This window comes from Telluria sp. B2, assembly GCF_051789535.1.
Taxonomy (GTDB): domain Bacteria; phylum Pseudomonadota; class Gammaproteobacteria; order Burkholderiales; family Burkholderiaceae_D; genus Telluria.
Window position 1 is genome coordinate 4,041,892 of sequence record NZ_CP196525.1, and the last position, 22,758, is coordinate 4,064,649.

Sequence of the window (22,758 nt, forward strand, 5' to 3'; positions counted from 1 at the left end):
ATGTCTTCACTCGCGTTTTCAGTCTTGTTCGTCGTTTTCTTCGTGCTGACGCTCGGCCTGCGCTTCTGGCTGGCGAATCGCCAGATCCGCCACGTACTGGGCAAGCGCCATGCCGTGCCAGGCGAATTCGCGCACAAGATCGCGCTCGAGACGCACCAGAAGGCGGCCGACTACACCGTCGCCAAGACCCGCTTCGGCATCGCGGCCCTGCTCTGGGGCGGCCTGACCCTGATCGGCTTCACGCTGCTGGGCGGCCTGCAGGCCATCTCCAGCGCCCTGCTGCCGCTCGCCGGTCCGGGCATGCTACATCAGATCCTGCTGGTGGTCGCGTTCGCCGTCGTCTCCGGTGTGCTCGATCTTCCTTTCGATTACTACCGCCAGTTCGTGCTCGAGGAACGCTTCGGCTTCAACAAGATGTCGCGCGGCCTGTGGCTGGCCGACATGCTCAAGGGCGCCCTGCTCGGCGCCGTCATCGGCCTGCCGCTGCTGTGGGTCGTCCTGAAACTGATGGAAACCACCGGCTCGCTCTGGTGGCTGTGGACCTGGTGCGTGTGGAGCGGTTTCCAGATCCTGATGATGGTGCTCTACCCGACCGTGATCGCGCCGCTGTTCAACAAGTTCACGCCGCTCGCCGACGAGGGCCTGAAAAGCCGCATCGAGGGCCTGATGGCGCGCGTCGGCTTCGCCTCGAAAGGCCTGTTCGTGATGGACGGCAGCCGCCGCAGCGCCCACGGCAACGCCTATTTTTCCGGCTTCGGCGCGGCCAAGCGCATCGTTTTCTTCGATACCCTGATCGAGCGCCTGGCGCCGCAGGAGATCGAGGCCGTGCTGGCCCACGAACTGGGCCACTTCAAGCTGCGCCACATCGTCAAGCGCATGGTGGTGATGTTCGCGCTGTCGCTCGCTTTCCTGGCCCTGCTCGGCTACCTGAAGGAGCAGAGCTGGTTCTACACCGGCCTGGGCGTGAGCCCGTTGCTCGACGGCCCGAACGACGCCATGGCCCTGCTGCTGTTCGCGCTGGTGCTGCCGATCTTTACTTTTGTCCTCGGCCCCCTGAACGCGATCACCTCGCGCAAGCACGAGTTCGAGGCCGACGCCTTCGCCGCCAAGCACAGCAATGCGAACGACCTGGTCTCGGCCCTGGTCAAGATGTACGAGGATAACGCCTCGACCCTGACACCGGATCCGCTGCACTCGGCCTTCTACGATTCGCATCCGCCGGCCTCGGTCCGCATCGCCCACCTGAATGCGGCGAATTCGCAGGTGCCCGCATGAAGCCGGTGGACCAGCATTGCGTGCATGGCGCGCCGGCGCTGGATGATGCCGCACTGGCGGCGGCGCTGGCCGGCCTGCCTGCGTGGCGGCGCATCGACAATCCCAGCGGCAACCGGATCGAGCGCGAGTATGCCTTCAAGGATTACCACGAGACCATCGCCTTCGTGAACGCCCTGGCGGCCATGATCCACAAAGAAGACCACCACCCCGAGCTGCGCATGCGCTACCGCCACTGCCTGGTCGCCTGGACCACCCACTCGGCCGGCAACCGCATATCGAACAACGACATCATCTGCGCTGCGAAAGCCGACGCAATCTACGAGGAAAGCCGCGCATGAGCATGCAAGGTACCATCATCGCGGCCCACGGCCGCCACTACCTGGCCGACGTCGAGGGCGTCAAATACCAGTGCGTCACGCGCGGCAAGAAGACCAATGTGGCGGTGGGCGACGTGGTGCACCTGAAACAGACCTCGAACGACCAGGCGGTGATCGAGGAGATCGCCGAACGCACCACCCTGCTCTACCGCTCGGACCAATACAAATCGAAGCTGCTGGCGGCGAACATCTCGCGCCTGTTCATCGTGGTCGCCACCGAGCCGGGCTTCGCCGACGACCTGGTCTCGCGCGCGCTCGTCGCTGCCGAGGCGGCCGGCATCGAGGCCCACCTGATCCTGAACAAGACCGACGTGACGGGCCTGCTGCCGCGCGCGCGCGAACGCGCCGCCGTCTACGGTTCGCTCGGCTATCCGGTGCACGAGGTCTCGGCCAAGGCCGATCCGGAACACGCCCTCGCCACGCTGCGGCCGCTGCTGGCCGGCCAACACTCGATCTTCATCGGCCAGTCGGGCATGGGCAAGTCCTCGCTCATCAACCTGCTGGTGCCGGACGCCGACATCGCCGTGCGCGAGATCTCGGCCGCGCTCGACACCGGCAAGCACACGACCACCTTCACCCGTCTGTACTGGCTGCCGGACGGCGCCGCCATCATCGATTCACCGGGCTTCCAGGAATTCGGCCTGTACCACCTGAGCGAAGGGATGCTGGAGCGGGCTTTCGTCGAGTTCAAGCCCTACCTGGGCGGCTGCAAGTACTACAACTGCCGCCACCTGGCCGAGCCGCAGTGCGCAGTGCTCGACGCGGTCAGGGACGGGAAGATCGCGAAGATGCGCCACGAGCTGTATGCGCAGCTGCTGCACGAGTCGGCCCAGACGCTGTATTGATACGCGAAATACTGCTGAGCAGGCATATTGACGCAGCAAATAATGCGCGCTTCGCCTGCTTTCCCTAACGTCAAGAAAAAGCCCTTATAATCGAAGGGATACCAGACAAGCGGACACGATATGCCAGTTTCACAACCTATCAAGCACTTCCTGCAGTTCTCCGACTTCTCGCTCGACGAATTCGAATACGTGATCGAGCGCGCGAAGGTCATCAAGCGCAAGTTCAAGGCCTACGAGGTCTACCACCCGCTGGTCGACCGCACGCTGGTGATGGTGTTCGAAAAGAGCTCGACCCGCACCCGCCTGAGCTTCGAAGCCGGCATGCACCAGCTGGGCGGCGCCGCGATCTACCTGAACACGCGCGACAGCCAGCTCGGGCGCGGCGAGCCGGTCGAGGACGCGGGCCAGGTGATGAGCCGCATGTGCGACATCATCATGGTGCGCACCTTCGGCCAGGACATCATCGAGCGCTTCGCCGCCCACTCGCGCGTCCCGGTGATCAACGGCCTGACCAACGAACACCATCCCTGCCAGGTGCTGGCCGATGTCTTCACCTTCTACGAGCACCGCGGCCCGATCGCCGGCAAGACCGTGGCCTGGATCGGCGACGCCAACAACATGCTCTACTCCTGGCTGCAGGCGGCCGAGGTGTTCGGCTTCCACCTGAACATCGCCACGCCGAAGGGCTACGAGCTGGACCCGAACCTGGTCTCGACGAAACGCTACACCCTGTTCGACAATCCATCGGATGCCTGCGAAGGCGCGCACCTGGTCAGCACCGACGTCTGGACCAGCATGGGTTTTGAAAAGGAAAACGCCGAGCGCCTGAAGGCCTTCGACGGCTTCATCGTCGACGCCGCCAAGATGGCGCGCGCCACGCCCGACGCCCTGTTCATGCACTGCCTGCCCGCCCACCGCGGCGAGGAAGTGGCCGCCGAAGTCATCGACGGTCCACAGTCGGTGGTGTGGGACGAGGCCGAGAACCGCCTGCACGTGCAGAAGGCGCTGATCGAGTACCTGCTGCTGGGCCGCATCGAAGACAAGTAAAAGCGGTAGAATGCCGTTTTGTGCAGTGCGGAAGTGCGCGCTGCACAAGACGGGCAGCGTTGTTTCGTACATCTGTTGCTTCGCACACCCCGTGTCACCAACCTTTTTACCAACCCATCCACAACCTTATGTCTGATCGTTGGTCCAACGCCCCGCTCGCACAGGGAAGCGCTCCCCCGGACCGGCTGACCATTTAGTCCCTCCTCACGTCACACCATCACTGGAACATCCATGAGCGACATTAAAAAAGTAGTCCTCGCCTACTCCGGCGGCCTCGATACCTCCGTCATCCTGAAGTGGCTGCAAGACCACTACGGCTGCGAGATCGTCACCTTCACCGCCGACCTCGGCCAGGGCGAAGAGCTCGAACCGGCGCGCGCCAAGGCGATCAAGTTCGGCATCAAGCCCGAGAACATCTACATCGACGACGTGCGCGAAGAATTCGTGCGCGACTTCGTCTACCCGATGTTCCGAGCCAACACCGTCTATGAAGGCGAATACCTGCTGGGCACCTCGATCGCGCGTCCGCTGATCGCGAAACGCCTGATCGAGATCGCCAACGAAACCGGTGCCGACGCCATCTCGCACGGCGCGACCGGCAAGGGCAACGACCAGGTGCGTTTCGAACTGGGCGCCTATGCGCTCAAGCCGGACGTCAAGATCATCGCTCCGTGGCGTGAATGGGACCTGCTGTCGCGCGAAAAGCTGCTGAAGTACGCGGAAGACGCCGGCATCGAGATCGACATGAAGCACAAGAACGGCGGCGCGCCCTACTCGATGGACGCCAACCTGCTGCACATCTCCTTCGAAGGCCGCCACCTGGAAAACCCGAGCGCGGAAGCCGAGGAATCGATGTGGCGCTGGACGGTGTCGCCGGAAGCCGCGCCGAACGAAGCCGAGTACCTCGACATCGAATTCGAGAAGGGCGACATCGTCGGCCTGAACGGCACGCGCATGACCCCGGCCGCAGTGCTGACAGAACTGAACCGCCTGGGCGGCAAGCACGGCATCGGCCGCCTCGACCTGGTGGAAAACCGCTACGTCGGCATGAAGTCGCGCGGCTGCTACGAAACCCCGGGCGGCACCATCATGCTGCGCGCCCACCGTGCGATCGAGTCGATCACCCTGGACCGCGAAGTGGCGCACCTGAAGGACGACCTGATGCCGCGCTACGCCTCGCTGATCTATAACGGCTACTGGTGGGCGCCGGAGCGCGTCGCGCTGCAGACCCTGATCGACCACACCCAGCAGACCGTCAACGGCTGGGTGCGCATCAAGCTCTACAAGGGCAACGTGATCGTGGTGTCGCGCGACTCGAAGACCGATTCGCTGTTCGACATGAACATCGCCACTTTCGATGAAGACGGCGGCGCCTACAACCAGGCCGACGCCGGCGGCTTCATCAAGCTCAACGCCCTGCGCATGCGCATCGCCGCCAAGGCGCGCGCCAAGCGCGGGCAGTAAGCCGGTCGCTGACGCGTAAGGAAGCCGCCTGCGGGCGGCTTTTTCTTTGGAGCGCCAGGCGCCGGCCGCTACAGGTAGGCCGCGATCGAGTCGACGATCTGGCGCGTGGTCGCCATCGCCGGCACCATCGACCAGCGGTCGCGCCCGTCGTGGCCGATGCGCACCATCCCGGTATGCTGCTTCAGGTCGGCGTCGGCCACGGCGTCGAAGTTGTAGAAGCCGAGCCGCCGCCGCAGCAGGTCCACTGCCGCCGGACGCCCGGTGAGGAAGGTCCACCCCTGCCCCACGCCGTACTTGCGCATGTAGCGCCGCAGGTCTTCCGGCCTGTCGATCGCTGGCTGCAGTGTCAGCGAGTACATGAAGACGTCGCGCCCGACGCGCTCGCCGAGCGCCTGCTGCACCTGCAGCAGGCTGGCCGTATTCGGCGGACAGATGTTCGTGCAGTTTGCATACATCATGTTTACGACCACCAGGCGGTTGCGCACCAGGTCATCGTAGAAACGCACCGCGAGCCCGTCGTGGGTCTCCAGCGGCACGTTCGGCAGCGCCCCTCCGTCATCCCCGAACGGCGCCGCGCCGTCCGGCACGATGACGCGCCGGGCCAGGGGATAGAGCAGCGGTGCGGCGACCGCGGCTCCCAACAATGTTCTTCGCGAGTTCATCCCGATCTCCCTTTATCGTGTTTGCAGTCGGACCGCCGCCCTCAGGGGACGACGTCGAAGCGCACCATCATGTGGTGGTCCTCGTGGATCGTGTTATGGCAATGCATCAGGTACTTGCCGACGAAGTCCTCGAAGCAGATCAGGATCCGCACCACTTCCCCGGGGCGCAGCTCGAACACGTCCTTGCGTCCGCGCTCGTGCAGCGGCGGCAGGCCGTTGCGGCTCAGGATGCGCGCCTCTTCCAGGTGGATATGGATAGGATGGCTCCAGCTGCCCTTGCCCTTCAGTTCCCAGATCTCCTCGACGCCGCGCTTGATGAGCGCGACGGGCTTGTTGACGTCGAACAGGCGGCTGTTCACCGTCCACAGGTCGTTCTCGCGGTCGAACTCGAACCTGCGCACGCGCGTGTTGGGCGGCACGACCGGGGCACGCAGGGGACGCAGCACCGGCGGCACCCGGCTGGGGTCCGGCTCGTCCGGCTCGCGCTCGACGTCGAAGCGCAGGATCTGGGTGCCGGGCGTGAGCAGGCGCCCGGTCGGGCCGCGGCCGTCGAGGTGCTCGAGGCGGTTGACGACATACACCTTGCTGCCAAGCGGGAAGGCGGAGAAATCGATGACGATGTCGCCGCGCTCGGCCGGCGCCAGGCGCAGCCGGTCGGTCGTCACCGGCGCCGGCAGCAGGTTGCCGTCGTTGGCGATGTGCTGGAAGGGGTAGTCGACTCCGTCGCAGTTCAGGTAGAACTGGTAGAAGCGCAGCGAGGAACCGTTGAGCGCGCGAAAGCGGTACTTGCGCCGCGCGACCTGGAAATAGGGCTGGATCTTGCCGTTGACGAGGAACTTCTCGCCGACGATGCCCTCGGGATCGAACTGGTTGAAGTACAGGTAGCCGCCCGAATCGAAGGACTTGTCCTGGAACAGCAGCGGGATGTCGTACTCGCCGATCCCGCTCGGCAGGCGCAGCGCGTCCGGACGCGTATCCTTTTCGTTGCCGGTATCGAGGCCGTCGAACACCAGGTAGAAGCCGGCCAGGCCCCGGTACACGTTCGGTCCGGTGAATTCCATCCGGTGGTCGTGGTACCACAGGGTGCCGAGCGCGCCTTCGGGGTCGCCGTCGGTGTCCGGGAAATCGTTGGTGTTGGTGAGCTTGTTCGGATAATGATGGTCCTTGTAGCGCCCGGCGCGCGTCAGGGTCGGGCCATGCCTGTCGCGGCTGTACCAGTCGCCCGGGAAGCCGTCGCTCTCGGAGGGCGTGTGGCCGTTGTGCAGGTGGGTCGAGATCTCGGGCGAACCGAAACCGCGGTGGTCGTCCGGCAGGTCGTTTTCGAAGCGCACCAGGATGGGCTCGCCGTACCAGGCGACGAAGGTCGGCCCCGGCAGCATGCCGTCATAGCCCCAGATCTTCTGCCGCGGCAGGTGCGGATGGAACTCGTGCTCGCTCTCGCGCACGCGCACCCGGTAGAACTTGCGCGGCGGGTAGCGGTCCCAGGCCTGGTGCGGCAGGCGCCCGGCCTCTTCCTCGCCGGCCTCGCGGCCCGGTTCCGGACTGAGGCCGCTTTCCGGCCGCTTGATTCCCGGGACCGGCAGCGGCATCATCCAGGGCGGCGTGGCCGGGGCTTTCACCACGACGCTCTTCATGAAGTCGGTGCGCACGTCCGGGCCGGCCGCCAGCGGCGCCCGGACGGCCGTGCCGGCGGCGCTTGGCAGTGCGCCGGCCGGTGCCGGTGCGGGCCCGGGGCCGCCCTGCGCGGGCGCGGGGGCCAGCAGCGCGCCAAGCGCGCGTTCGGCCTGGGCGGCCAGCGCCGCGAGGCAGGCGCCACCGGCCAGTGCGGCGCCCAGCTGGCGCCGCGCCGGCCGCGCGGGCCCATCGTTTTCGTCTTGCTCGTTACGGGTATGGTTCATCGGATGCTCCTGGTCTGGTCGAAAAACGCTTCGTTCATGCGCCGGCGCGCCGGCGCTTCACAGCTGGCGCCCGGCCTTGCGGATGGTCGACATTACCGGCTCCACGAGATACTGCAGCGGCGTCTGGGTCGAGCCCTCGATGTAGACTTCGGCCGACATGCCGGCCTGCAGCCGGATCCCGCCGGTGGCGCGCGGCGAGCTGTCGTCGGCCGCCACCAGCACGCTGAAATACGATTGCCCGGTGGCCTTGTCGATCAGCCGGTCGCCCGAGATGTAGGACACCCTGCCCTCGACCATCGGCGCACCGCGGTACTTGAAACCGGTGAACTTGATGCGCGCTCTCTGCTTCAGGTACACGTGGTTGATCTCCTCGGGACGGATGTGCGCTTCGAGCATCAGCCGCGCATCCGAAGGAACGATCTCGGCGATCGAATCGCCAGGACGCACCACCGCGCCGGGCGAACTGAACTTGAGATCGATGACCTCGCCCGTGGCCGGCGCCGCGACGATCTGGCGCGTGGCCGCGTCGTTCGTCTTGCGCAGTTCCTGGTCGATGTCGGCCATGCGCGCCACCGCCGCCTTCAGCTCGTCGCTGGCGCCCTGCACGTAGGCGTTCTCGAGCGACTTGATGCGCAGGTCGATGTCGGCGATGCGTCCGCCGGCGCGCGCCAGCTCGGAGCGCCGCTCGTCGACCTTCGAGGCGTAGTCGGCCACGCCGGCCTCGATCTGCGACAGCTTGGCCGCCGAGATGAAGTTGTCGCGGTGCAGGCTGCGGTTCAGCTCCAGGTCCTTGCGCTGCAATTCCAGCGAACGGCCGATGTTGGCGATCTGGGCGCGCAGCGCCTCGGCCTCGGTGCCGACCTGCGCGCGCTGGGCGCGCATCAGCGCCACCTCGCTGTCGAGCGACTGGCGGCGGCTCTGGAACAGGCTCGCTTCCTTGGCCAGCGCCTCGGCCACGCGCGGGTCGCCCGCGCCGGCCTCGCGCAGGTCCGCCGGAAACGCCAGCACCGCGCGGCGCAGCTGTTCGCTCTCGAGGCGCGCCAGCACCGCCCGCTCGGCCACCGCGCGGTAGGCCAGCCGGTTGCGGTCGGCGTCGACCCCGACGTCGCCCAGCACCAGCACCGGGTCGCCGGCGCGCACGAACTGGCCGTCGCGCACCAGCACGCGGCTGACGATGCCGCCCTCGAGATGCTGCACCGGACGCCGGTTCAGGTCGACCTTGACGTAGGCCGGCGCCACCACCGCCATCGACAGCGGCGCGAGGCAGAACCAGACCGCCAGCGGCGCCAGCGCGAGGCCGACGATGCGCATCCCGAGACGGCCCAGGCGCCGTCCCTGTTCGCGGCTGTCGCCGCGCACGCCGGCGGCATCGTTTGCCGCCTTCATTGCCATTGCATTGCTCATCGCATTCTCCTCTCAGGCGGCGCTGGCGGTGTCGGCCACCACCTGCGCCTGGCGTTGCATCTCCCGCATCACTTCGGCCGCGGCGCCGTAGCGCCTGGCGCGCCCGCCTTCCAGCACCAGGATCTTGGTGACGTGGGCGATCAGCGAGGGGCGGTGGGTGATGATGACGGTGGTGACGCCGTCCGCGCGCAGGCCGCTCACGGCATGGGCCAGGGCCAGCTCGCCGGCGCCGTCGAGGTTCGCGTTCGGCTCGTCGAGCACCACCAGGCGCGGATTGCCGTACAGGGCGCGCGCCAGGGCAATGCGCTGGCGCTGGCCCGGCGACAGGCGCATGCCGCCCTCGCCCACCACGGTGTCATAGCCATTGGCGAATTCGACGATCATCTCGTGCGCGCTGGCGCGCCTGGCCGCCGCGATCACGCGCTCGGAGTCGATGGCTTCCAGGCGCGCGATGTTGTCCGCCACGGTGCCGTCGAACAGCTCGACGTCCTGGGGCACGTAGCCTATCCACTGGCCGAGCTGGGCGCGGTTCCAGCAGGCGACGTCGGCGCCGTCGAGGCGCACGGTGCCGGTGGCGGGCGCCCACAGGCCGATCAGCAGGCGCGCCAGCGTCGACTTGCCGGCGGCGCTGGCGCCGATGATCGCCAGCGATTCGCCCGGCTCCAGGCTCAGCGCCAGGTTGTAGAGCACCGGCTTGCCGGAAGCGGGAACGCGGTAGGACAGGCTCTCGACCTGCAGCCGTCCGGCCGGGCACGGCAGCTCGACGCCGTCGCCGGCCGGGCCGAAGCTGCGCGCGAGCTCCTCCAGGCGCAGGTAGGCGGCGCGGCCGTCGGCCAGGGCGCGCCAGCTGCCGACCAGTTGCTCGACCGGCTGGATCGCCCGCCCCAGCAGCACGGTCGTCGCGATCATGATGCCGGCCGAGGCCTCCTGGCTGATCACCAGCCAGGAGCCCAGCGCCAGCAGGAGGATCTGGATCGCCTGGCGCACGAAGCGGGTCAGCGCGGTGAACACGACGCCCGCGCGCCCGGCGCTGGCCTGCACCGAGGCGACCTCGTCCTGCAATGCGCGCCAGCGCGCCAGCAGCCGTCCCGTCATGCCCATCGCCTGCAGCACCTCGGCGTTGTGCAGCGAGCTCTCGACGTAGCGCGCGCCGCGCCGACCGTCGCGCTGCAGGCCTTCGATCGCCGCGCGGCTGAAGCGGTGGTTCAGCCAGGCCAGCGCCAGCATCAGGCTCATCGACGCCAGCGCTCCCAGGCCGAGCAGCGGGTGGAACAGCCAGATCAGGGCCAGGAACAGCGGCGCCCAGGGCGCGTCGAACAGCGCCGACAAGGCGTTCGACGACAGTACGTTGCGCAGCGTGGCCAGGTCGCGCACGCCTTCGCCGGCGCCGGCATGGGGGCTGCGCGCCGCGCGCTCGACCACGGACTCGAGTACCGGGCGCGCCAGCCGCTCGTCGGCAACCGTCGCCAGTACGCCCTGCATGCTCTGGCGCACGTAGTCGAGCAGCAGGGTCAGGACCATCGCCAGCGCCGTGCCGGCCAGCAGGACCGCCAGGGTCTCGTGGCTGTTGGTCGTCAGCACCCGGTCGAACACCTGGAGCATGAACAGCGCGGGCGCCAGGTACAGCAGGTTCACGCAAAAGGAAAACAGGCCCATATACCCGAGCAGGGGCCGCAGCTCTCGCCATAAGATTTTCATGCTGGTCTCCTCGAAGCGGAGGTATCAGGATGGCTCTTCCGATGGACGGGGCGCTGCCCGTGCCGCAGGCGGCGCCCCGTCGTCGTCCGAGGCGCCTTCACGCCGCCGTCAGCAGCCCGCCGACGGGTCCCGCGCTGCCCACCGGCGCCGGCGCCCCAAGCAGCACGAAGTCGTCGATCGTGATGGCGGCCGGGTCGCCCACGCCCTGCAGCACGAAGGACCCCAGGGTGCCGATCGTGACGCGCAGGTCGGCGCCGAGGTCGGTGAAGCTGACGCTGGCGGCGAAGTTCTCCGCGGTGATGCCCAGGCCCGCGATGTCAAGCAGGTCCTGGCCGCCGGCCGGATCGGCGTCGAAGCCGCCGGCGATCGTGTCGGCGCCGAAGCCGGCGGCGCTGAAAACGAACACGTCGTTGCCGAGTCCCCCTTCGAGGCGGTCGTTGCCGGCGCCGCCGTCGAGCCGGTCGTCGCCGTCCAGCCCGCGCAGGCTGTCGTTGGCGCGGCCGCCGCGCAGTTCGTTGCCGAGCGCGTTGCCGGTCAGGGTCGCGGCCAGGGTGCCGGTGTTGAACAGGTTCTCGAGGTTGGCGCCAAGGGTGTACGCCGACCCCGTCGACAGCACGGTGTCGGTGCCGGCATCGCTGCCCTCCTCGACCACGTCGCCGCTGGTGTTGACGAGGTAGGTGTCGTTGCCCAGGCCGCCCACCAGGCGGTCGCTGCCGCTGCCGCCGTCCAGGCGGTCGTTGCCGTCGCCGCCGACGAGCAGGTTGGCGCCGGTATTGCCGACGCCCGCGAAATCGCCGCTGCCGACAAACACCAGTTGCTCGACGTTCGTGCCCAGCGTGTAGCTGTTGGCGCTCGAACGCACCTGGTCGGTGCCGCCCGTGCTCGAGACCTCGCTCACGACGTCCAGCACCGAGTCGACGAGGTAGGTATCGTTGCCGTTGCCGCCGACCAGACGGTCGACCCCGGCGCCGCCGTCGAGGCGGTCGGCCCCGGCCCCGCCAGTGATCACATTGGCCAGCGCATTGCCGTCGCCGGCGAAGTCGCCGCTGCCGGTGAAGGTGAGGTTCTCGACCTCGGCGCCGAGGGCGTAGCTGCCGAGGGTGGTGCGCACCGTATCGGTGCCCTGCCCGGCCAGCTCGACCACCGCATCGAGCGCCTCGTCGACGACGTAGGTGTCGTTGCCGCGTCCGCCGGTCATGATGTCGACGCCGGCGCCGCCGTCGAGCACGTCGTTGCCGATGTTCCCGGTGAGCTGGTTGCTCAGCGCGTTGCCGGTGCCGGTCGCCGAGCCGGTGCCGGTGAACACGAGGTTCTCGACGTCGGCCCCGAGGGTGTAGCTGGTGAGCGCGGAGCGCACCGTGTCGATGCCCTCGCCGCCCAGCTCGGTGACGACATCGGCGGCACTGCCGACGATGTAGGTGTCGTCGCCGCTGCCGCCGCGCATGGTATCGTTGCCCGTGCCCCCGTCGAGCTGGTCGTCGCCCAGGCCGCCGTCGAGCAGGTCGTCGCCGCTGCCGCCGCGCAGCACGTCGTTGCCGTCCAGGCCGCTCAAGGTGTCGTTGCCGGCCGAGCCGCCGTCCAGCACGTCATTGCCGGCGCCGCCCGTGATGGCATTGTTGCTGGCGTTGCCGGTGCCGGTGAAGTTGCCGGTTCCCGTGTAGACCAGGTCCTCGACATAAGTCGCCAGTGTGTGCGCGGCGATGCTGGCGCGCACCGTGTCGCGGCCCTGGGCCGAGGCCTCGACCACCGTGTCGCCGCTCTCGCCGACGATGTAGGTGTCGTCGCCGAGGCCGCCGACCAAGCGATCGGCGCCGCCCGCGCCGTCGAGGGTGTCGTTGCCGGTGCTGCCGGTGATGACGTTGGCCAGCGCATTGCCGGTGCCGGCGAAGTTGCCGGTGCCGGCGAAGGTCAGGTTTTCCAGGTTGTCGGCCAGGGTGCGCGCCGCCAGCGTGGTCTGGACCGTGTCGGTGCCGCCGTTTGCCAGTTCGATCACCACGTCGCCGACGTCGTCGACCACGTAGGTGTCGTTGCCGCTGCCGCCGTCGAGGACGTCGGCGCCGGCCAGCCCGTTCAGGATATCGTTGCCGCCCAGGCCGATCAGCTCGTCGTCGAAGATGGTGCCGGTCAGGGTGTTGGCGGAGGAATTGCCGATCACCTGGTCGCCCACGCCCTTGGTGGCGGCCGAGGCGATGGCGCGGCTGGTGCCGCCGGCGTCGACGAAACTGGCCACCACGCGCAGCTGCAGGCCGACCTGGGCCTGCAGCGGCACGAAGGTGTCGCCGGTCGCGCCGGCGATGTCGACGAAGATGCCGTTCACCAGGGCCTGCCACTGGTAGCGGATGGCGGACTCGGGCACGTTGCTGAACGCGGCCACCGTGCCGGGCGTGGCGACCAGCGCGTGGCGTTCGGTGGGCGACATGTCGCTGATGTGCGGCTCGCCCGTCAGGTTCAGTATCTCGTCCGAGAACTTCAGCTCTTCGATGTTGCGGACACGGTCGGTACCGTCGGCGCCGGTGCCGCGCACGTGGGCCACGGTATAGCTGCCGTCGGCATTGCGGCTGACGTCGTAGTTGGCGCGCAGGTCCGAGTAGATGGCCTGGTCGATCTCGGTCGCCGCCGTGCTCGATTGCAGGATCTCGCGCACGATGCGCAGCTGCCCTGGGTTGATGGCGCCGGACAGCATCTCGGTGGTGAGCTCGGCGATGCTGTCGACCGAGCGGATCTCGTGGTTCGGATCCTCTTTCGAGCGCACGCTCACGCGCACGTTGAGCCAGGCGTCGCCGTCGATCAGGTCGTTGCCGGCCTTGCCGGTGATGCGGTCGCTGCCGGCGCCGCCGATCAGGATGTCGCCCCCGGTGCTGGGGTCGAACACGACGGCCTCGGGGTCGTCCAGTGCCGGCTGGCCGAGCAGCGCCTGCAGGCCGTCGATCAGCGCCACGTTCTTCTGCAGCAGCATGCTGTCGGTCGTCGGTCCGCCGATGATGCCGCCGCCGGTCTCGCCGCCGGCCGCGCCGGTCGGCGCATTGGTGCCGACCAGGACGTCGTCGAACTTCCAGCCCGACAGGGCTTCGACCGAGTCGAAGCGGTCGCGCAGGATGAACTGCTGCTGCTGGCCGAAGATCGGGATGCCGAGGTCGGAATTGGCCGCGACCGGGTCGCCCTTGTGGATCGCCCAGTCGAAGCCCAGCATGCCGTTGTTGCGCTGGATGCCGGTGCCCTGGACCATGATGTCGTCGCCCGACTCGCCGTCGTAGTCGGTATCGTTGCCCTGCCCGTTGAGCACGTCGTGGCCGATGATGGTGCTGTTGAAGAAGAGCTGCGAATTCTCGCCCGACAGGCTGTCGAAGCCTTCGCCGCCTTCGAGCCAGTCGTCGCCCTCGTTGCCCAGCAGCGCATCGGGCCCGTTGCCGCCGATGATGAAGTCGTTGCCCTCGCCCGCGAACACCTCCGTGAAGTCGGGGCCGACGATGAGGAAGTCCTGGCCGGCGCCGCCGAACACGATGTCGTTGCCGGTGCCGTTGCTGATCACGTCGTTGCCGTTGTCGCCGCGCAGGAAGTCGGCCGCGCCGGCCGGGGTGCCGTGGTCGGTGATGATGTCGTCGCCGTCGCCGCCGTGCACCTCGTCGGCCTCGTCGCCGCCGTCGATGATGTCGTTGCCGCCGTCGCCCCAGAGGGTGTCCATGCCGCGGCCGCCCTTCAGGACGTCGTTGCCCGGGGTGCCGCCCAGCACCACGTGGTCGGGACCGTCGTAGGCATAGATCAGTTCGCCGCCATCGGCATGGCCGTCGCCGTCCACGTCGGCGCCGGGCGCCTTGCGCGTGACCAGCGAGGTGAAGGCGTTCAGGACCGGGTTCAGGCGCCCCGGGTCGCCGTTCATCTTGCCGCCGCTGCCGGCGATGCCGGTGACCTGATTGTCCCGGTTCATTTCCAGCGTGTAGCTCGGCGTGGCGAACAGGTGGCCCGGCAGGTGAGTGGTGCTGCCGGGGGCGCCGATGTCGGTGTTGCGCATCGCCATGGCCGAGAAGGTGTTCGCTTCCAGCTCGTTGAGCATGTTCAGGCCCTGGGTACGGCTCAGGTAGTAGAAGCGGTCGCCGTTCTGCAGCTTCTCGAGCTGCTGCTCGAAGACGAAATTGAAGGTCGGCGCCAGCATGCCGCCGAACTCGAGCTTGGCTTCGGCCAGGCCGCCGATCCAGAAGTCGACCTTGTCCAGGCCGCTGTTGGCGGCAGTCCAGGCGCCGCGCGCATTCAGGAAATCGAGCCGGTCGGCCGGCGCCGTCTCGAGCGGATGGCTGTCGTCGACCTGGGACGGGTCGCCGGTGATGACGCCGTCATCGTTCAGGTCCATGTCACCCATCACCAGCAAGGTCGCTGCGGCGCGCTTTTCGGCCAGCGTGTCGGCCGCCAGGATCGTCGGGTGCAGGCCGTAGGCCGCGATGAAATTGATGATCGACGCCGGATTCTTCATGTGCGGCGCGAAGTCGGCCCAGCTCGTGTAGGGCTTGAGCTGGCTGTCGCCGGTCATCTTGTAGAAGGCCGCGCGCGCCTCGTTGAAGCTGGGCGCGCCGGTATCGCGGGCGCGCGCGATATTGAGCGTGGCCAGGTCGAGCGGCAGGCCGACCAGGTTGTTGCGCAGCGCATCGGTGACGAACTCGTCGATCTCGTTGCCGACCTGGCGCGACATGCCGCGCACGATCTCGCCGATCGCCTTGTGCGGATCGATCGCGCCGTCCTTGTCGAATTCGACCGGGTTGAGGAAGGCCGCAATCAGGCCGATGTCGCTCGACTGCATGTCGGCGTCGATGCGGTCCACCGTCTCGTTGAGCATCGAGTGGCCGAAGCGGTACACCACGTTGGCGAACTCCTCCATGATGGCCGGATCGATGTCGGCCGAGTTGGAGAACACGAAGGGATCGATACTGGGCTGCACGGCGCGCGCGAACTCCTCGAACACCATGTGCTGGTACTGCATCTCGTTGGCGAAGCGGCCGGCCTGGAACAGGCGTTCGCCATCCCACTGCAGGGCCGCAATGGCGGCGGGATCGCTCGGGATGGCCTCGACGTCCTGCGCCAGCCACTCGTTGACGAAGGCCAGGTCGCCGCTGCCGAGGATGGTCTGCTTGTACTGTTCGACCAGACGGTTGTGCTCGTCGTGGAAGATGCCGTGGATCGCGGTCAGGCCGATGTTCTCGTTGCCGCGGCCGTCGCCGGTAATGAAGTGACGGTCGAGCAGCTCGTCGTCATACGTGCCGACGGGCTGCGCCGCGCCGCCGGCGACGTCGTCGCTGTCGGCCTCCAGCGGCACGGCGGGCGTGCCGCGGTTGCCGTCGTGGTCCCAGGTGCCCGGCACCGCCGTGTGCGCGATGTCGTCCAGGAAGGCGTGGCCGGTGCGCAGCGTGGTCGCCGGCAGCGCCACGCCCAGTCCGCCGTTGGCTGCGGGGTCGCCTTCCACCAGGCCGTTCGCGGTGACGATCTGCACGTAGCCGTTGGCGCCGCGGATGAATTCGCCGTAGCGGTCGGTGGCCAGCAGCGGCACGTTGCCGATGTCGCTGTCGGTCAACTGGATGCCGAGCAGGCTGGCCGCCTGCGCCTTCACCTCGGCCCAGTTGGCCATGCCGTGCTCGCCGTCGAGCAGGCGGCCGGTGGCCAGCGGCTTGCCGCCGACCAGCGCGTACTCGCGCAGGAAGACCTGGTGCGAGGGGTGCGAGGTATAGGTCTGGTTCTGGTCGATGAAGGGGGTGGTCGTGTTGGTATGGCCGCGCAGGTCGTCGTCGGCGTTGCCGAGGACGCCGTCAGGGCCCGGACCGCGCGTATTGCTGGCGCGCGAGAGCACCATGAAGTTGGTCTGGCTGCCTTCGACATACAGCGGATCGTCGGGCTGCAGCGGCACGAACACCGTGCCTCCGCCCTTGCTGATCAGGTCCAGGCCATGGTCGAAGAACTGGCCGAACAGGGCCATCATGCCGTTGAACGGCGGCGACAGGCCGATGTCGGGCGACTGGTTGGGGATCAGGAGCGTCCCGTCGGCCGATACCTGCACCTGGTCCAGTCCGGGGAAGGTCGCGTTCGCGGCGCGCTCTTCGGCGGCGGCCACGGCCGCCGGGTTGTTCGCGGTCTGGTCAACGATCAGGTTGGAAATGATGCGCGGCTGCGAATCGAACACCATGTTCCCGGGAGCGGTCTGCGCATAGCTGGTGCCGACCGCAGGAGAACCCGGCGGCAGGAAGGCCGCCGGGATGTCCTCGGCGCTGTGGTAGACGCCCGGGATCAGGCGCGGCATCACGTTGTCCGCCGCGCCCATCCTTTCCATCCCGGGCAGCAGGCTGTTCCAGGTGCCGTCCACGGTGCGTAGTCCGTAGGGCAGCAAGGGACTGCCGACCATGTCGCGCAGCGCCTGGCCGTCGACGCTGCCGTCGTCATTGGTGGTCTCTTCCGCGATCTTGATCTGTTTCAGGATGAACGCGAGATCATCAAGATTGACGTTGAAATTATATTGCGGATTCTGCGCCATGCTATTTCCCCTCTCTTTCATTATGCGGATATCGGCATACGGTTTCTCGAAGAACCTCTGTACGGGGTCGATTTGTACTCCGCCGGACCGCATTCGACATGTACGGAAAAAGCAATGCCTTTCTCGTCCGGTTATCCCGAAAACGATCGCGGGACAGGCGAAACAAGCAAAAGCGGCCTCGGGTGTATTTACAAACTAGCACACAAATTTACACGGATTGCATAAATTTTTGAGTGTGACAAAAAGGACACATTGACAACATTCGACCCGTATTGAATTTTTCTATCGAGGGGAACACGGATATAAAAATGTTTTTTTGGAAATCTTTACATATGTAACCAAGTAGGAAGCTTCCTACGAGTGAAAAGCCTCTACTACCGGCGGCGCCCCGTAAGCCTCGGGTCCGCAATTTTTATCCGATATGCAAGACTCTGCATATCATGAGGAATATAAATTTCCTTTCTCCAATTTTCACTGTATTGATTTTTTTTCGACATAGTGAGCAGAATGTTTGCCAATATGCCGTTTGCGCTGATGACGGATAAACCCTGTTTTTAATGCTTGAAAGAAAAAACCAATTAATTAACCACTTTCAACACATTTAAACAAATACAGTTAATACCAGAAGCCGTCAAAACAAAGGGAGAACGACATGCATATGCATGGATTGGATAATCCGGCAGGAACCCCTCATATTCTTTTGAATCCGGGATCCTGTTTATCGAATGCGGGAGCGGGGAATTACCGTGCATGGCGCACGGCCCTGTTTTCGATGGCATGTCTCGCACTGGGCGCCTGCGGCGGCGGAGGCGCAGGCGGAGGCAACGGCAACGCCCCGGTCAGCGCCGCCCAGCCGGCGCCGGCGCCGGCATCTGCGGCGCTGAGCAAGTACACCGGCGTCTGGTATGGCCCCTGCCAGGGCCGCATCCAGGATACGGCGACGCTGGCCACGGCCGCCAATGCGAATGCGCTCCAGCTGAACCTGGTGCGCAATTTCCACGAGGCGGCGGGCTGCACGGGCAATCCGATCGCGTCGGAGACGCTGAGCGCCGATTTCACCCTGGCCTATGGCAGCACGGGCAGCGCGCCGGCGGTCCTCGTGCCCGGCGGGGCCGCGAGCCAGGTCGCGCTCGACCTGGTGACGATCTCGATTCCCGCCTACACCCGCACCCGCAGCGGCGCCGCAGCGACGACGACGGAAGGCAGCGGTGGGCGCACATGGTGCGTGAATTATGCGGATGGCCCGGTGTGCACGGCCGATCCGGGTCCGCAGGCGGCGGCCAGCGCCGCCGGCGCGCTCTACCTCGACAACGGCGAACTGGTCCTGCTCTCGCCCGCGGGCTCGGGCTACCTGGCCGACAGCCGCTATACCAGGGAGCGTGCGGTCGGATCCCCGAACCAGGGCCCGGCGTTCGCTCGCATCGACACGGTGCAGGGGACGGGTACGCTCGCCACCTCCGGACGCACGCTGACGGTCAATTACACCGGCTGGCTCTACGATGCGAGCAAGGCCGACCTGAAGGGCGCCCAGTTCGACAGCTCTGCAGGCAAGGCGCCCTTCCGCTTCCGTCTCGGCGCCGGCCAGGTGATCCCGGGCTGGGACCAGGGCCTGCTGGGCATGCGTGCCGGCGGCAAGCGGACCCTGGTCATCCCGGCCGCGCTTGCCTACGGACGGGCCGGGAGCGGCAGCACGATTCCTCCCGATGCCGCGCTGGTGTTCGACGTCGAACTCATCGGCGTGGAATAGGAGACGCCCGGGCCACCGTGCTGCCGGCGCCGCCCGGGCAGGCGCCTCAGCCGTTGCGCAGGTCGTCCACCGGCCTGGCGCCGAATCCCGGCGCCAGCAGGTAATCGACCAGCTTGCGCGCGCAATCCTCGGGCGAGCTCAGGCCGCCCTGTTCCTTGAGCTGGACGAAGCGCTCGCGCATCGGGAAACGGTCTTCGGAACTGGCGCGGATCTCGGCCTGCATGCCGGTATCGATCACGCCCGGCGCCAGGCTGCACACGCGCACGGTGGCGTCGCCATCGAGCGCCACCGCTTCGGCATGGCGGTCGAGGGCGGCCTTGGTGGCGCAGTAGACGCTCCAGCCCGGATAGGCCGAACGCCCTGCCCCGCTCGACACATGCAGGATGCGCCGCTCGGCACCCGCCGTTGCACGCACGACGGCGCTCGCCAGCGCCAGCGGCGCGGCCACGTTCAGCGTGGCCGCGCGGATCGCCTGCGCCGGGTCCTGTTCGGCCAGCGGCCCGACCGGCCACACGACGCCGGCATTATTGACGAGCAAGGCGGTGCCGCAACCGGCCAGCCAGGCGGCCAGTTCACCCTTGCCGAGCCAGGCCGACAGCGCCGCGCCGTCCGACAGGTCGAGCGCGATTTCGCTGAGCAGGTCTGCATGGCGCTCGGCGGTGCCGGGCGCCCGGCCGCGCGCCAACCCCAGAACCGGGATGCCGCGCGCGAGCAATTCCTGGGCGATGGCGGCGCCTAGTCCCTTGGTGTGACCGGTAACGATGGCTTTCATGGCGTTCTCCCTTCATGTTCCCTTTTATCGATCATGCAAGGATAGTCGATCGGGCCGCGCTGTGCGCACTGTTGGGCCGAACCGACGCCCCTGGCCCAAATGCAACAAAATGTAAGTGCCGCACGGTAAAATGAAATTGTCTTGATCAACCCTTGGCTTCGATGACATCCGACCGCGTGTTTCACTCCCAGATCCCTTGCCGCGTGCTGCTGGTCGGCACGGCCTCGTCCGTCGTTGCCGCGCTGCGCGAGACGCTCACCGGCATCGACGACATCGAATTGCACCAGGTGGCGGAAGCCGAAGCGTCCGAGCGCGCCGCCGCGCTCGAGCCCGCCGTCGTGGTGCGCGCGCTCGGGCCACGCGAGGACGGCTGCGCCTTCCTGAAATCCTGCCGTGCCGGCGGGGCACTGAAAGATCTGCCGCTGCTGGTGCTCGCCCCGCAGGGCGATGACGCCGGGCGCGATGCGGCCTTTGCCGCCGGCGCCACCGACTACCTCGGCTACCAGCCGGCGCGCACCGAACTGCTGGCGCGCCTGCGCTACCACGCCGCCGCCAATCTTGCCCGTCAACAGTGCGATGTCGCCCTGCGCCTGCTGCGCGAGAGCGAGGAAGCGCTGGCCCGCGCGCATGCCGAACTCGACCAGCTGGCGGGCCTGGACGGGCTGACCGGCGTCCCCGGCCGGCGCCGCTTCGAACACGTGGCCCAGACCGAATGGCAGCGCGCGCGCCGCAGCGGCCAGCCGCTGTCGGTGCTGATCTGCGACCTCGACCAGTTCGATGAGTACAACCGGCGCTTCGGCCGCCCGGCCGGCGACCTGTGCCTGAAAAAGCTGGCCGGGGTGCTGACCGGCCAGCTGAAGCGCCCGTCCGACCTGGTCGCGCGCTACGGCGCCGAGCGCTTCGCCATCGTGCTGCCCGACACCGGCCTGGACGGCGCGGTGCGCGTGGCCGAGGCCTGCCGCCACTCGCTCGAGCACCTGGGCCTGTCGCATCCCTCGCCCGAACGGCGCGTGGTGACGATGTCGATCGGCGTGGCGGCGAACGTGCCGGGCGAGGACGATGCGTTCAAGACCCTGCTGGAGCGTGCGGACGAGGCGCTGCAGGCGGCCAAGGCGCGTGGGCGTAACCGGGTGATGGCGTTGAGGGCTTGAGCGGGCCGGATTGATCGTTCCGGCTGGCGTCGGGGTCGTGCGGACGTGTGTTGAACGCGTGGGCGGCGCACAGGGCGCGTGGAGGCGTCGTTGCGAGGTGTAGCCGTCCATCCTGCGAAAGCTGCGGCGTTATGCGGCGGAGACACGGTGGGCACAGGGCGCCCACCCTACGATGAGGGCCCTATGTCCGTCGCGCCAACCGTAGCGTGGGCGCCCCGTGCCCACCATCAGACGAACACCGGTTCCGGCTCCAGCCGCACCCCGAAACGTTCGAACACATCCTGCTGGATCGCGTGCGCCAGGGCGATGACTTCCGCCCCGCTGGCCCCGCCATTATTTACCAGCACCAGCGCCTGCTTCGGGTAGACCCCGGCCGCGCCCATGCTGCGGCCCTTCCAGCCGCACTGGTCGATCAGCCAGCCGGCCGCGAGTTTCTCGGTCCCGTCCGGCTGGGCGTGGTGCACCAGCGTCGGGAACTGCGCCAGCAGGCGTGCACAGTGCTTCCGGGTCACGACCGGATTCTTGAAGAAGCTGCCGGCGTTGCCGATCTCGGCCGGGTCGGGCAGCTTGCGGCGGCGGATCGCGATCACGGTCTCGCTCACCTGGCGCGGGGTCGGCGCTGCGATCCCGGCCTCGGCCAACGCGTTGGCCAGCTCGGCATAGCGCAGGTTGGGCTGCCAGGCGCGCGGCAGCGCGAAGGTGACGTCCAGCACCACCAGGTGCGCGCCCTCGGGATGCTTGAAGAGGCTGTCGCGGTAGCCGAAGCGGCACTCGGGCCCGGTGAGCGTGCGCCGTTCGCCCGTCGCCAGGTCGTGGACGGTGAGCGAATGGAACACATCCTTGATTTCCAGGCCATACGCCCCGATGTTCTGGATCGGCGCCGCGCCCACGGTGCCGGGGATCAGGGACAGGTTTTCCAGCCCGCCCAGGCCTTGTTCCAGGGTGTATTCGACGAAGCCATGCCAGTTCTCGCCGGCGCCCGCCCGCACCAGCACGGCGTCCTCCGTTTCGCCGACGACGGCGCGTCCGGGGATGGCCATGTGCAGCACCAGCGCCTCGACGTCGTGCGCCAGCAGCACGTTGCTGCCGCCGCCGAGCACGAAGCGCGGCACGCCGGCCAGCGGCGCATGCTCGCGCAACAGGTCGAGCTGGGCGGCGTCCGTGACCCGCAGGTAGTGGCGGGCGCGCGCCGGCAGGCCGAAGGTGTTGAAGGGCTGGAGCGGGAAATCGGAAGCGATGGACAGGTCTGGGTGCATGGAGCGGTCTGATGAGCGGCCGGAAACCGGACGATTATAGAGGCAAGACCTCGTCATCCGGGAAAAAGCACGGTCGTCCTGCGAGCTTGTCCGTTAAAATACTGCCACTCATAAATTCAGCAGCTATAAGGAAGAACACCATGCCATCGTTTGACGTGGTCTGCGAAGCAGACATGGTCGAAGTGAAGAACGCCGTCGAGCAATCGAATAAGGAAATCACCACCCGCTTCGACTTCAAGGGCAGCTCGGCCAAGGTCGAGCAGAAGGAACGCGAACTGACCCTGTTCGCCGATTCCGACTTCCAGCTCGGCCAGGTGCGTGACGTGCTCGTGGGCAAGATGACCAAGCGTAAGGTCGACGTGCGCTTCCTCGACGAAGGCAAGGTCGAGAAGATCGGTGGCGACAAGGTCAAGCAGGTCATCAAGGTGCGCAACGGCATCGAGACCGAAGACGCGAAGAAGATCACCAAGGTCATCAAGGAAAGCAAGATGAAGGTGCAGGCCAGCATCCAGGGCGAATCGGTGCGCGTCACCGGCGCCAAGCGCGATGACCTGCAGGCCGCGATGGCCCTGCTGCGCAAGGACGTGCAGGAACTGCCGCTCGCGTTCAACAACTTCCGCGACTGAAGTCCTCGGGCCGCGGCCTGCCGCGGCG

Annotated in this window: 15 protein-coding genes; 8 read left to right on the forward strand and 7 right to left on the reverse strand. The window is 67.2% G+C overall.

The window, feature by feature from the left end:
* From ACSUZJ_RS17985 to ACSUZJ_RS18005, 5 genes are all read left to right on the forward strand, one after another.
* Positions 1 to 1,275 carry a M48 family metallopeptidase gene (locus ACSUZJ_RS17985; protein WP_499410409.1) on the forward strand — a complete coding sequence of 425 codons (1,275 nt, stop codon included), beginning with the start codon at positions 1 to 3 and terminating at the stop codon, positions 1,273 to 1,275.
* Complete coding sequence (locus tag ACSUZJ_RS17990; protein ID WP_499410411.1) at positions 1,272 to 1,613, forward strand: 4a-hydroxytetrahydrobiopterin dehydratase; 342 nt, start codon at positions 1,272 to 1,274, stop codon at positions 1,611 to 1,613. The genes ACSUZJ_RS17985 and ACSUZJ_RS17990 overlap by 4 nt, the downstream gene beginning before the upstream one ends.
* Positions 1,610 to 2,497, forward strand: a complete 888-nt coding sequence (gene rsgA, locus ACSUZJ_RS17995) for a ribosome small subunit-dependent GTPase A (RefSeq protein WP_499410413.1) — start codon at positions 1,610 to 1,612, stop codon at positions 2,495 to 2,497. The genes ACSUZJ_RS17990 and rsgA overlap by 4 nt, the downstream gene beginning before the upstream one ends.
* Before the next feature lie 120 nt (positions 2,498 to 2,617).
* Positions 2,618 to 3,544 carry an ornithine carbamoyltransferase gene (gene argF, locus ACSUZJ_RS18000; RefSeq protein ID WP_499410415.1) on the forward strand — a complete coding sequence of 309 codons (927 nt, stop codon included), beginning with the start codon at positions 2,618 to 2,620 and terminating at the stop codon, positions 3,542 to 3,544.
* Positions 3,545 to 3,775: 231 nt separating this feature from the next.
* A complete protein-coding gene (locus ACSUZJ_RS18005) occupies positions 3,776 to 5,008 on the forward strand; it encodes an argininosuccinate synthase (protein WP_499410417.1) in 1,233 nt (410 codons plus the stop codon).
* 68 nt (positions 5,009 to 5,076) lie between these two features.
* Here ACSUZJ_RS18005 and ACSUZJ_RS18010 read toward each other — a convergent pair whose 3' ends face one another.
* From ACSUZJ_RS18010 to ACSUZJ_RS18030, 5 genes are all read right to left on the reverse strand, one after another.
* Positions 5,077 to 5,670 carry an SCO family protein gene (locus ACSUZJ_RS18010; RefSeq protein WP_499410419.1) on the reverse strand — a complete coding sequence of 198 codons (594 nt, stop codon included), beginning with the start codon at positions 5,668 to 5,670 and terminating at the stop codon, positions 5,077 to 5,079.
* A 41-nt stretch (positions 5,671 to 5,711) separates the two neighbouring features.
* Positions 5,712 to 7,568: a multicopper oxidase family protein gene (locus ACSUZJ_RS18015; protein ID WP_499410421.1), complete on the reverse strand. Its 1,857-nt coding sequence runs from the start codon at positions 7,566 to 7,568 to the stop codon at positions 5,712 to 5,714.
* A gap of 57 nt (positions 7,569 to 7,625) precedes the next feature.
* On the reverse strand, positions 7,626 to 8,972 hold the full coding sequence (locus ACSUZJ_RS18020) for an HlyD family type I secretion periplasmic adaptor subunit (RefSeq protein ID WP_499410423.1): 1,347 nt from the start codon (positions 8,970 to 8,972) through the stop codon (positions 7,626 to 7,628).
* A 12-nt stretch (positions 8,973 to 8,984) separates the two neighbouring features.
* Entirely contained in the window at positions 8,985 to 10,670 is a 1,686-nt protein-coding gene (locus tag ACSUZJ_RS18025; RefSeq protein WP_499410425.1) for a type I secretion system permease/ATPase, read from the reverse strand.
* A gap of 97 nt (positions 10,671 to 10,767) precedes the next feature.
* The gene (locus ACSUZJ_RS18030; protein ID WP_499410427.1) at positions 10,768 to 17,178 is read right to left on the reverse strand and encodes a peroxidase family protein; all 6,411 of its coding nucleotides are present in this window, start codon (positions 17,176 to 17,178) and stop codon (positions 10,768 to 10,770) included.
* Positions 17,179 to 17,950: 772 nt separating this feature from the next.
* Between ACSUZJ_RS18030 and ACSUZJ_RS18035 the strand changes: the two genes are divergently transcribed.
* On the forward strand, positions 17,951 to 18,925 hold the full coding sequence (locus ACSUZJ_RS18035) for an FKBP-type peptidyl-prolyl cis-trans isomerase (RefSeq protein ID WP_499410429.1): 975 nt from the start codon (positions 17,951 to 17,953) through the stop codon (positions 18,923 to 18,925).
* Between the two features lie 46 nt (positions 18,926 to 18,971).
* Here ACSUZJ_RS18035 and ACSUZJ_RS18040 read toward each other — a convergent pair whose 3' ends face one another.
* The gene (locus ACSUZJ_RS18040; RefSeq protein ID WP_499410431.1) at positions 18,972 to 19,697 is read right to left on the reverse strand and encodes an SDR family oxidoreductase; all 726 of its coding nucleotides are present in this window, start codon (positions 19,695 to 19,697) and stop codon (positions 18,972 to 18,974) included.
* A 161-nt stretch (positions 19,698 to 19,858) separates the two neighbouring features.
* Here ACSUZJ_RS18040 and ACSUZJ_RS18045 point away from each other — a divergent pair, with 161 nt between their 5' ends.
* Entirely contained in the window at positions 19,859 to 20,848 is a 990-nt protein-coding gene (locus tag ACSUZJ_RS18045) for a GGDEF domain-containing protein (protein ID WP_499416589.1), read from the forward strand.
* Between the two features lie 227 nt (positions 20,849 to 21,075).
* On the opposite strand, the gene murB is transcribed toward ACSUZJ_RS18045, so the two are convergent.
* Positions 21,076 to 22,104: a UDP-N-acetylmuramate dehydrogenase gene (gene murB, locus ACSUZJ_RS18050; RefSeq protein WP_499410433.1), complete on the reverse strand. Its 1,029-nt coding sequence runs from the start codon at positions 22,102 to 22,104 to the stop codon at positions 21,076 to 21,078.
* 140 nt (positions 22,105 to 22,244) lie between these two features.
* Here murB and ACSUZJ_RS18055 point away from each other — a divergent pair, with 140 nt between their 5' ends.
* Positions 22,245 to 22,730 (forward strand): YajQ family cyclic di-GMP-binding protein, encoded by a 486-nt coding sequence (locus ACSUZJ_RS18055; protein ID WP_499410435.1) that lies wholly within the window; start codon positions 22,245 to 22,247, stop codon positions 22,728 to 22,730.
* Positions 22,731 to 22,758: the final 28 nt, after the last annotated feature.

Bases quoted from the DNA above. Each gene is read 5' to 3' on its own strand.
- ACSUZJ_RS17985 (WP_499410409.1), top strand. From the start codon at position 1: ATGTCTTCACTCGCGTTTTCAGTCTTGTTCGTCGTTTTCTTCGTGCTG.
- ACSUZJ_RS17990 (WP_499410411.1), top strand. From the start codon at position 1,272: ATGAAGCCGGTGGACCAGCATTGCGTGCATGGCGCGCCGGCGCTGGAT.
- rsgA (WP_499410413.1), top strand. From the start codon at position 1,610: ATGAGCATGCAAGGTACCATCATCGCGGCCCACGGCCGCCACTACCTG.
- argF (WP_499410415.1), top strand. From the start codon at position 2,618: ATGCCAGTTTCACAACCTATCAAGCACTTCCTGCAGTTCTCCGACTTC.
- ACSUZJ_RS18005 (WP_499410417.1), top strand. From the start codon at position 3,776: ATGAGCGACATTAAAAAAGTAGTCCTCGCCTACTCCGGCGGCCTCGAT.
- ACSUZJ_RS18010 (WP_499410419.1), bottom strand. From the start codon at position 5,670: ATGAACTCGCGAAGAACATTGTTGGGAGCCGCGGTCGCCGCACCGCTG.
- ACSUZJ_RS18015 (WP_499410421.1), bottom strand. From the start codon at position 7,568: ATGAACCATACCCGTAACGAGCAAGACGAAAACGATGGGCCCGCGCGG.
- ACSUZJ_RS18020 (WP_499410423.1), bottom strand. From the start codon at position 8,972: ATGAGCAATGCAATGGCAATGAAGGCGGCAAACGATGCCGCCGGCGTG.
- ACSUZJ_RS18025 (WP_499410425.1), bottom strand. From the start codon at position 10,670: ATGAAAATCTTATGGCGAGAGCTGCGGCCCCTGCTCGGGTATATGGGC.
- ACSUZJ_RS18030 (WP_499410427.1), bottom strand. From the start codon at position 17,178: ATGGCGCAGAATCCGCAATATAATTTCAACGTCAATCTTGATGATCTC.
- ACSUZJ_RS18035 (WP_499410429.1), top strand. From the start codon at position 17,951: ATGGCATGTCTCGCACTGGGCGCCTGCGGCGGCGGAGGCGCAGGCGGA.
- ACSUZJ_RS18040 (WP_499410431.1), bottom strand. From the start codon at position 19,697: ATGAAAGCCATCGTTACCGGTCACACCAAGGGACTAGGCGCCGCCATC.
- ACSUZJ_RS18045 (WP_499416589.1), top strand. From the start codon at position 19,859: ATGACATCCGACCGCGTGTTTCACTCCCAGATCCCTTGCCGCGTGCTG.
- murB (WP_499410433.1), bottom strand. From the start codon at position 22,104: ATGCACCCAGACCTGTCCATCGCTTCCGATTTCCCGCTCCAGCCCTTC.
- ACSUZJ_RS18055 (WP_499410435.1), top strand. From the start codon at position 22,245: ATGCCATCGTTTGACGTGGTCTGCGAAGCAGACATGGTCGAAGTGAAG.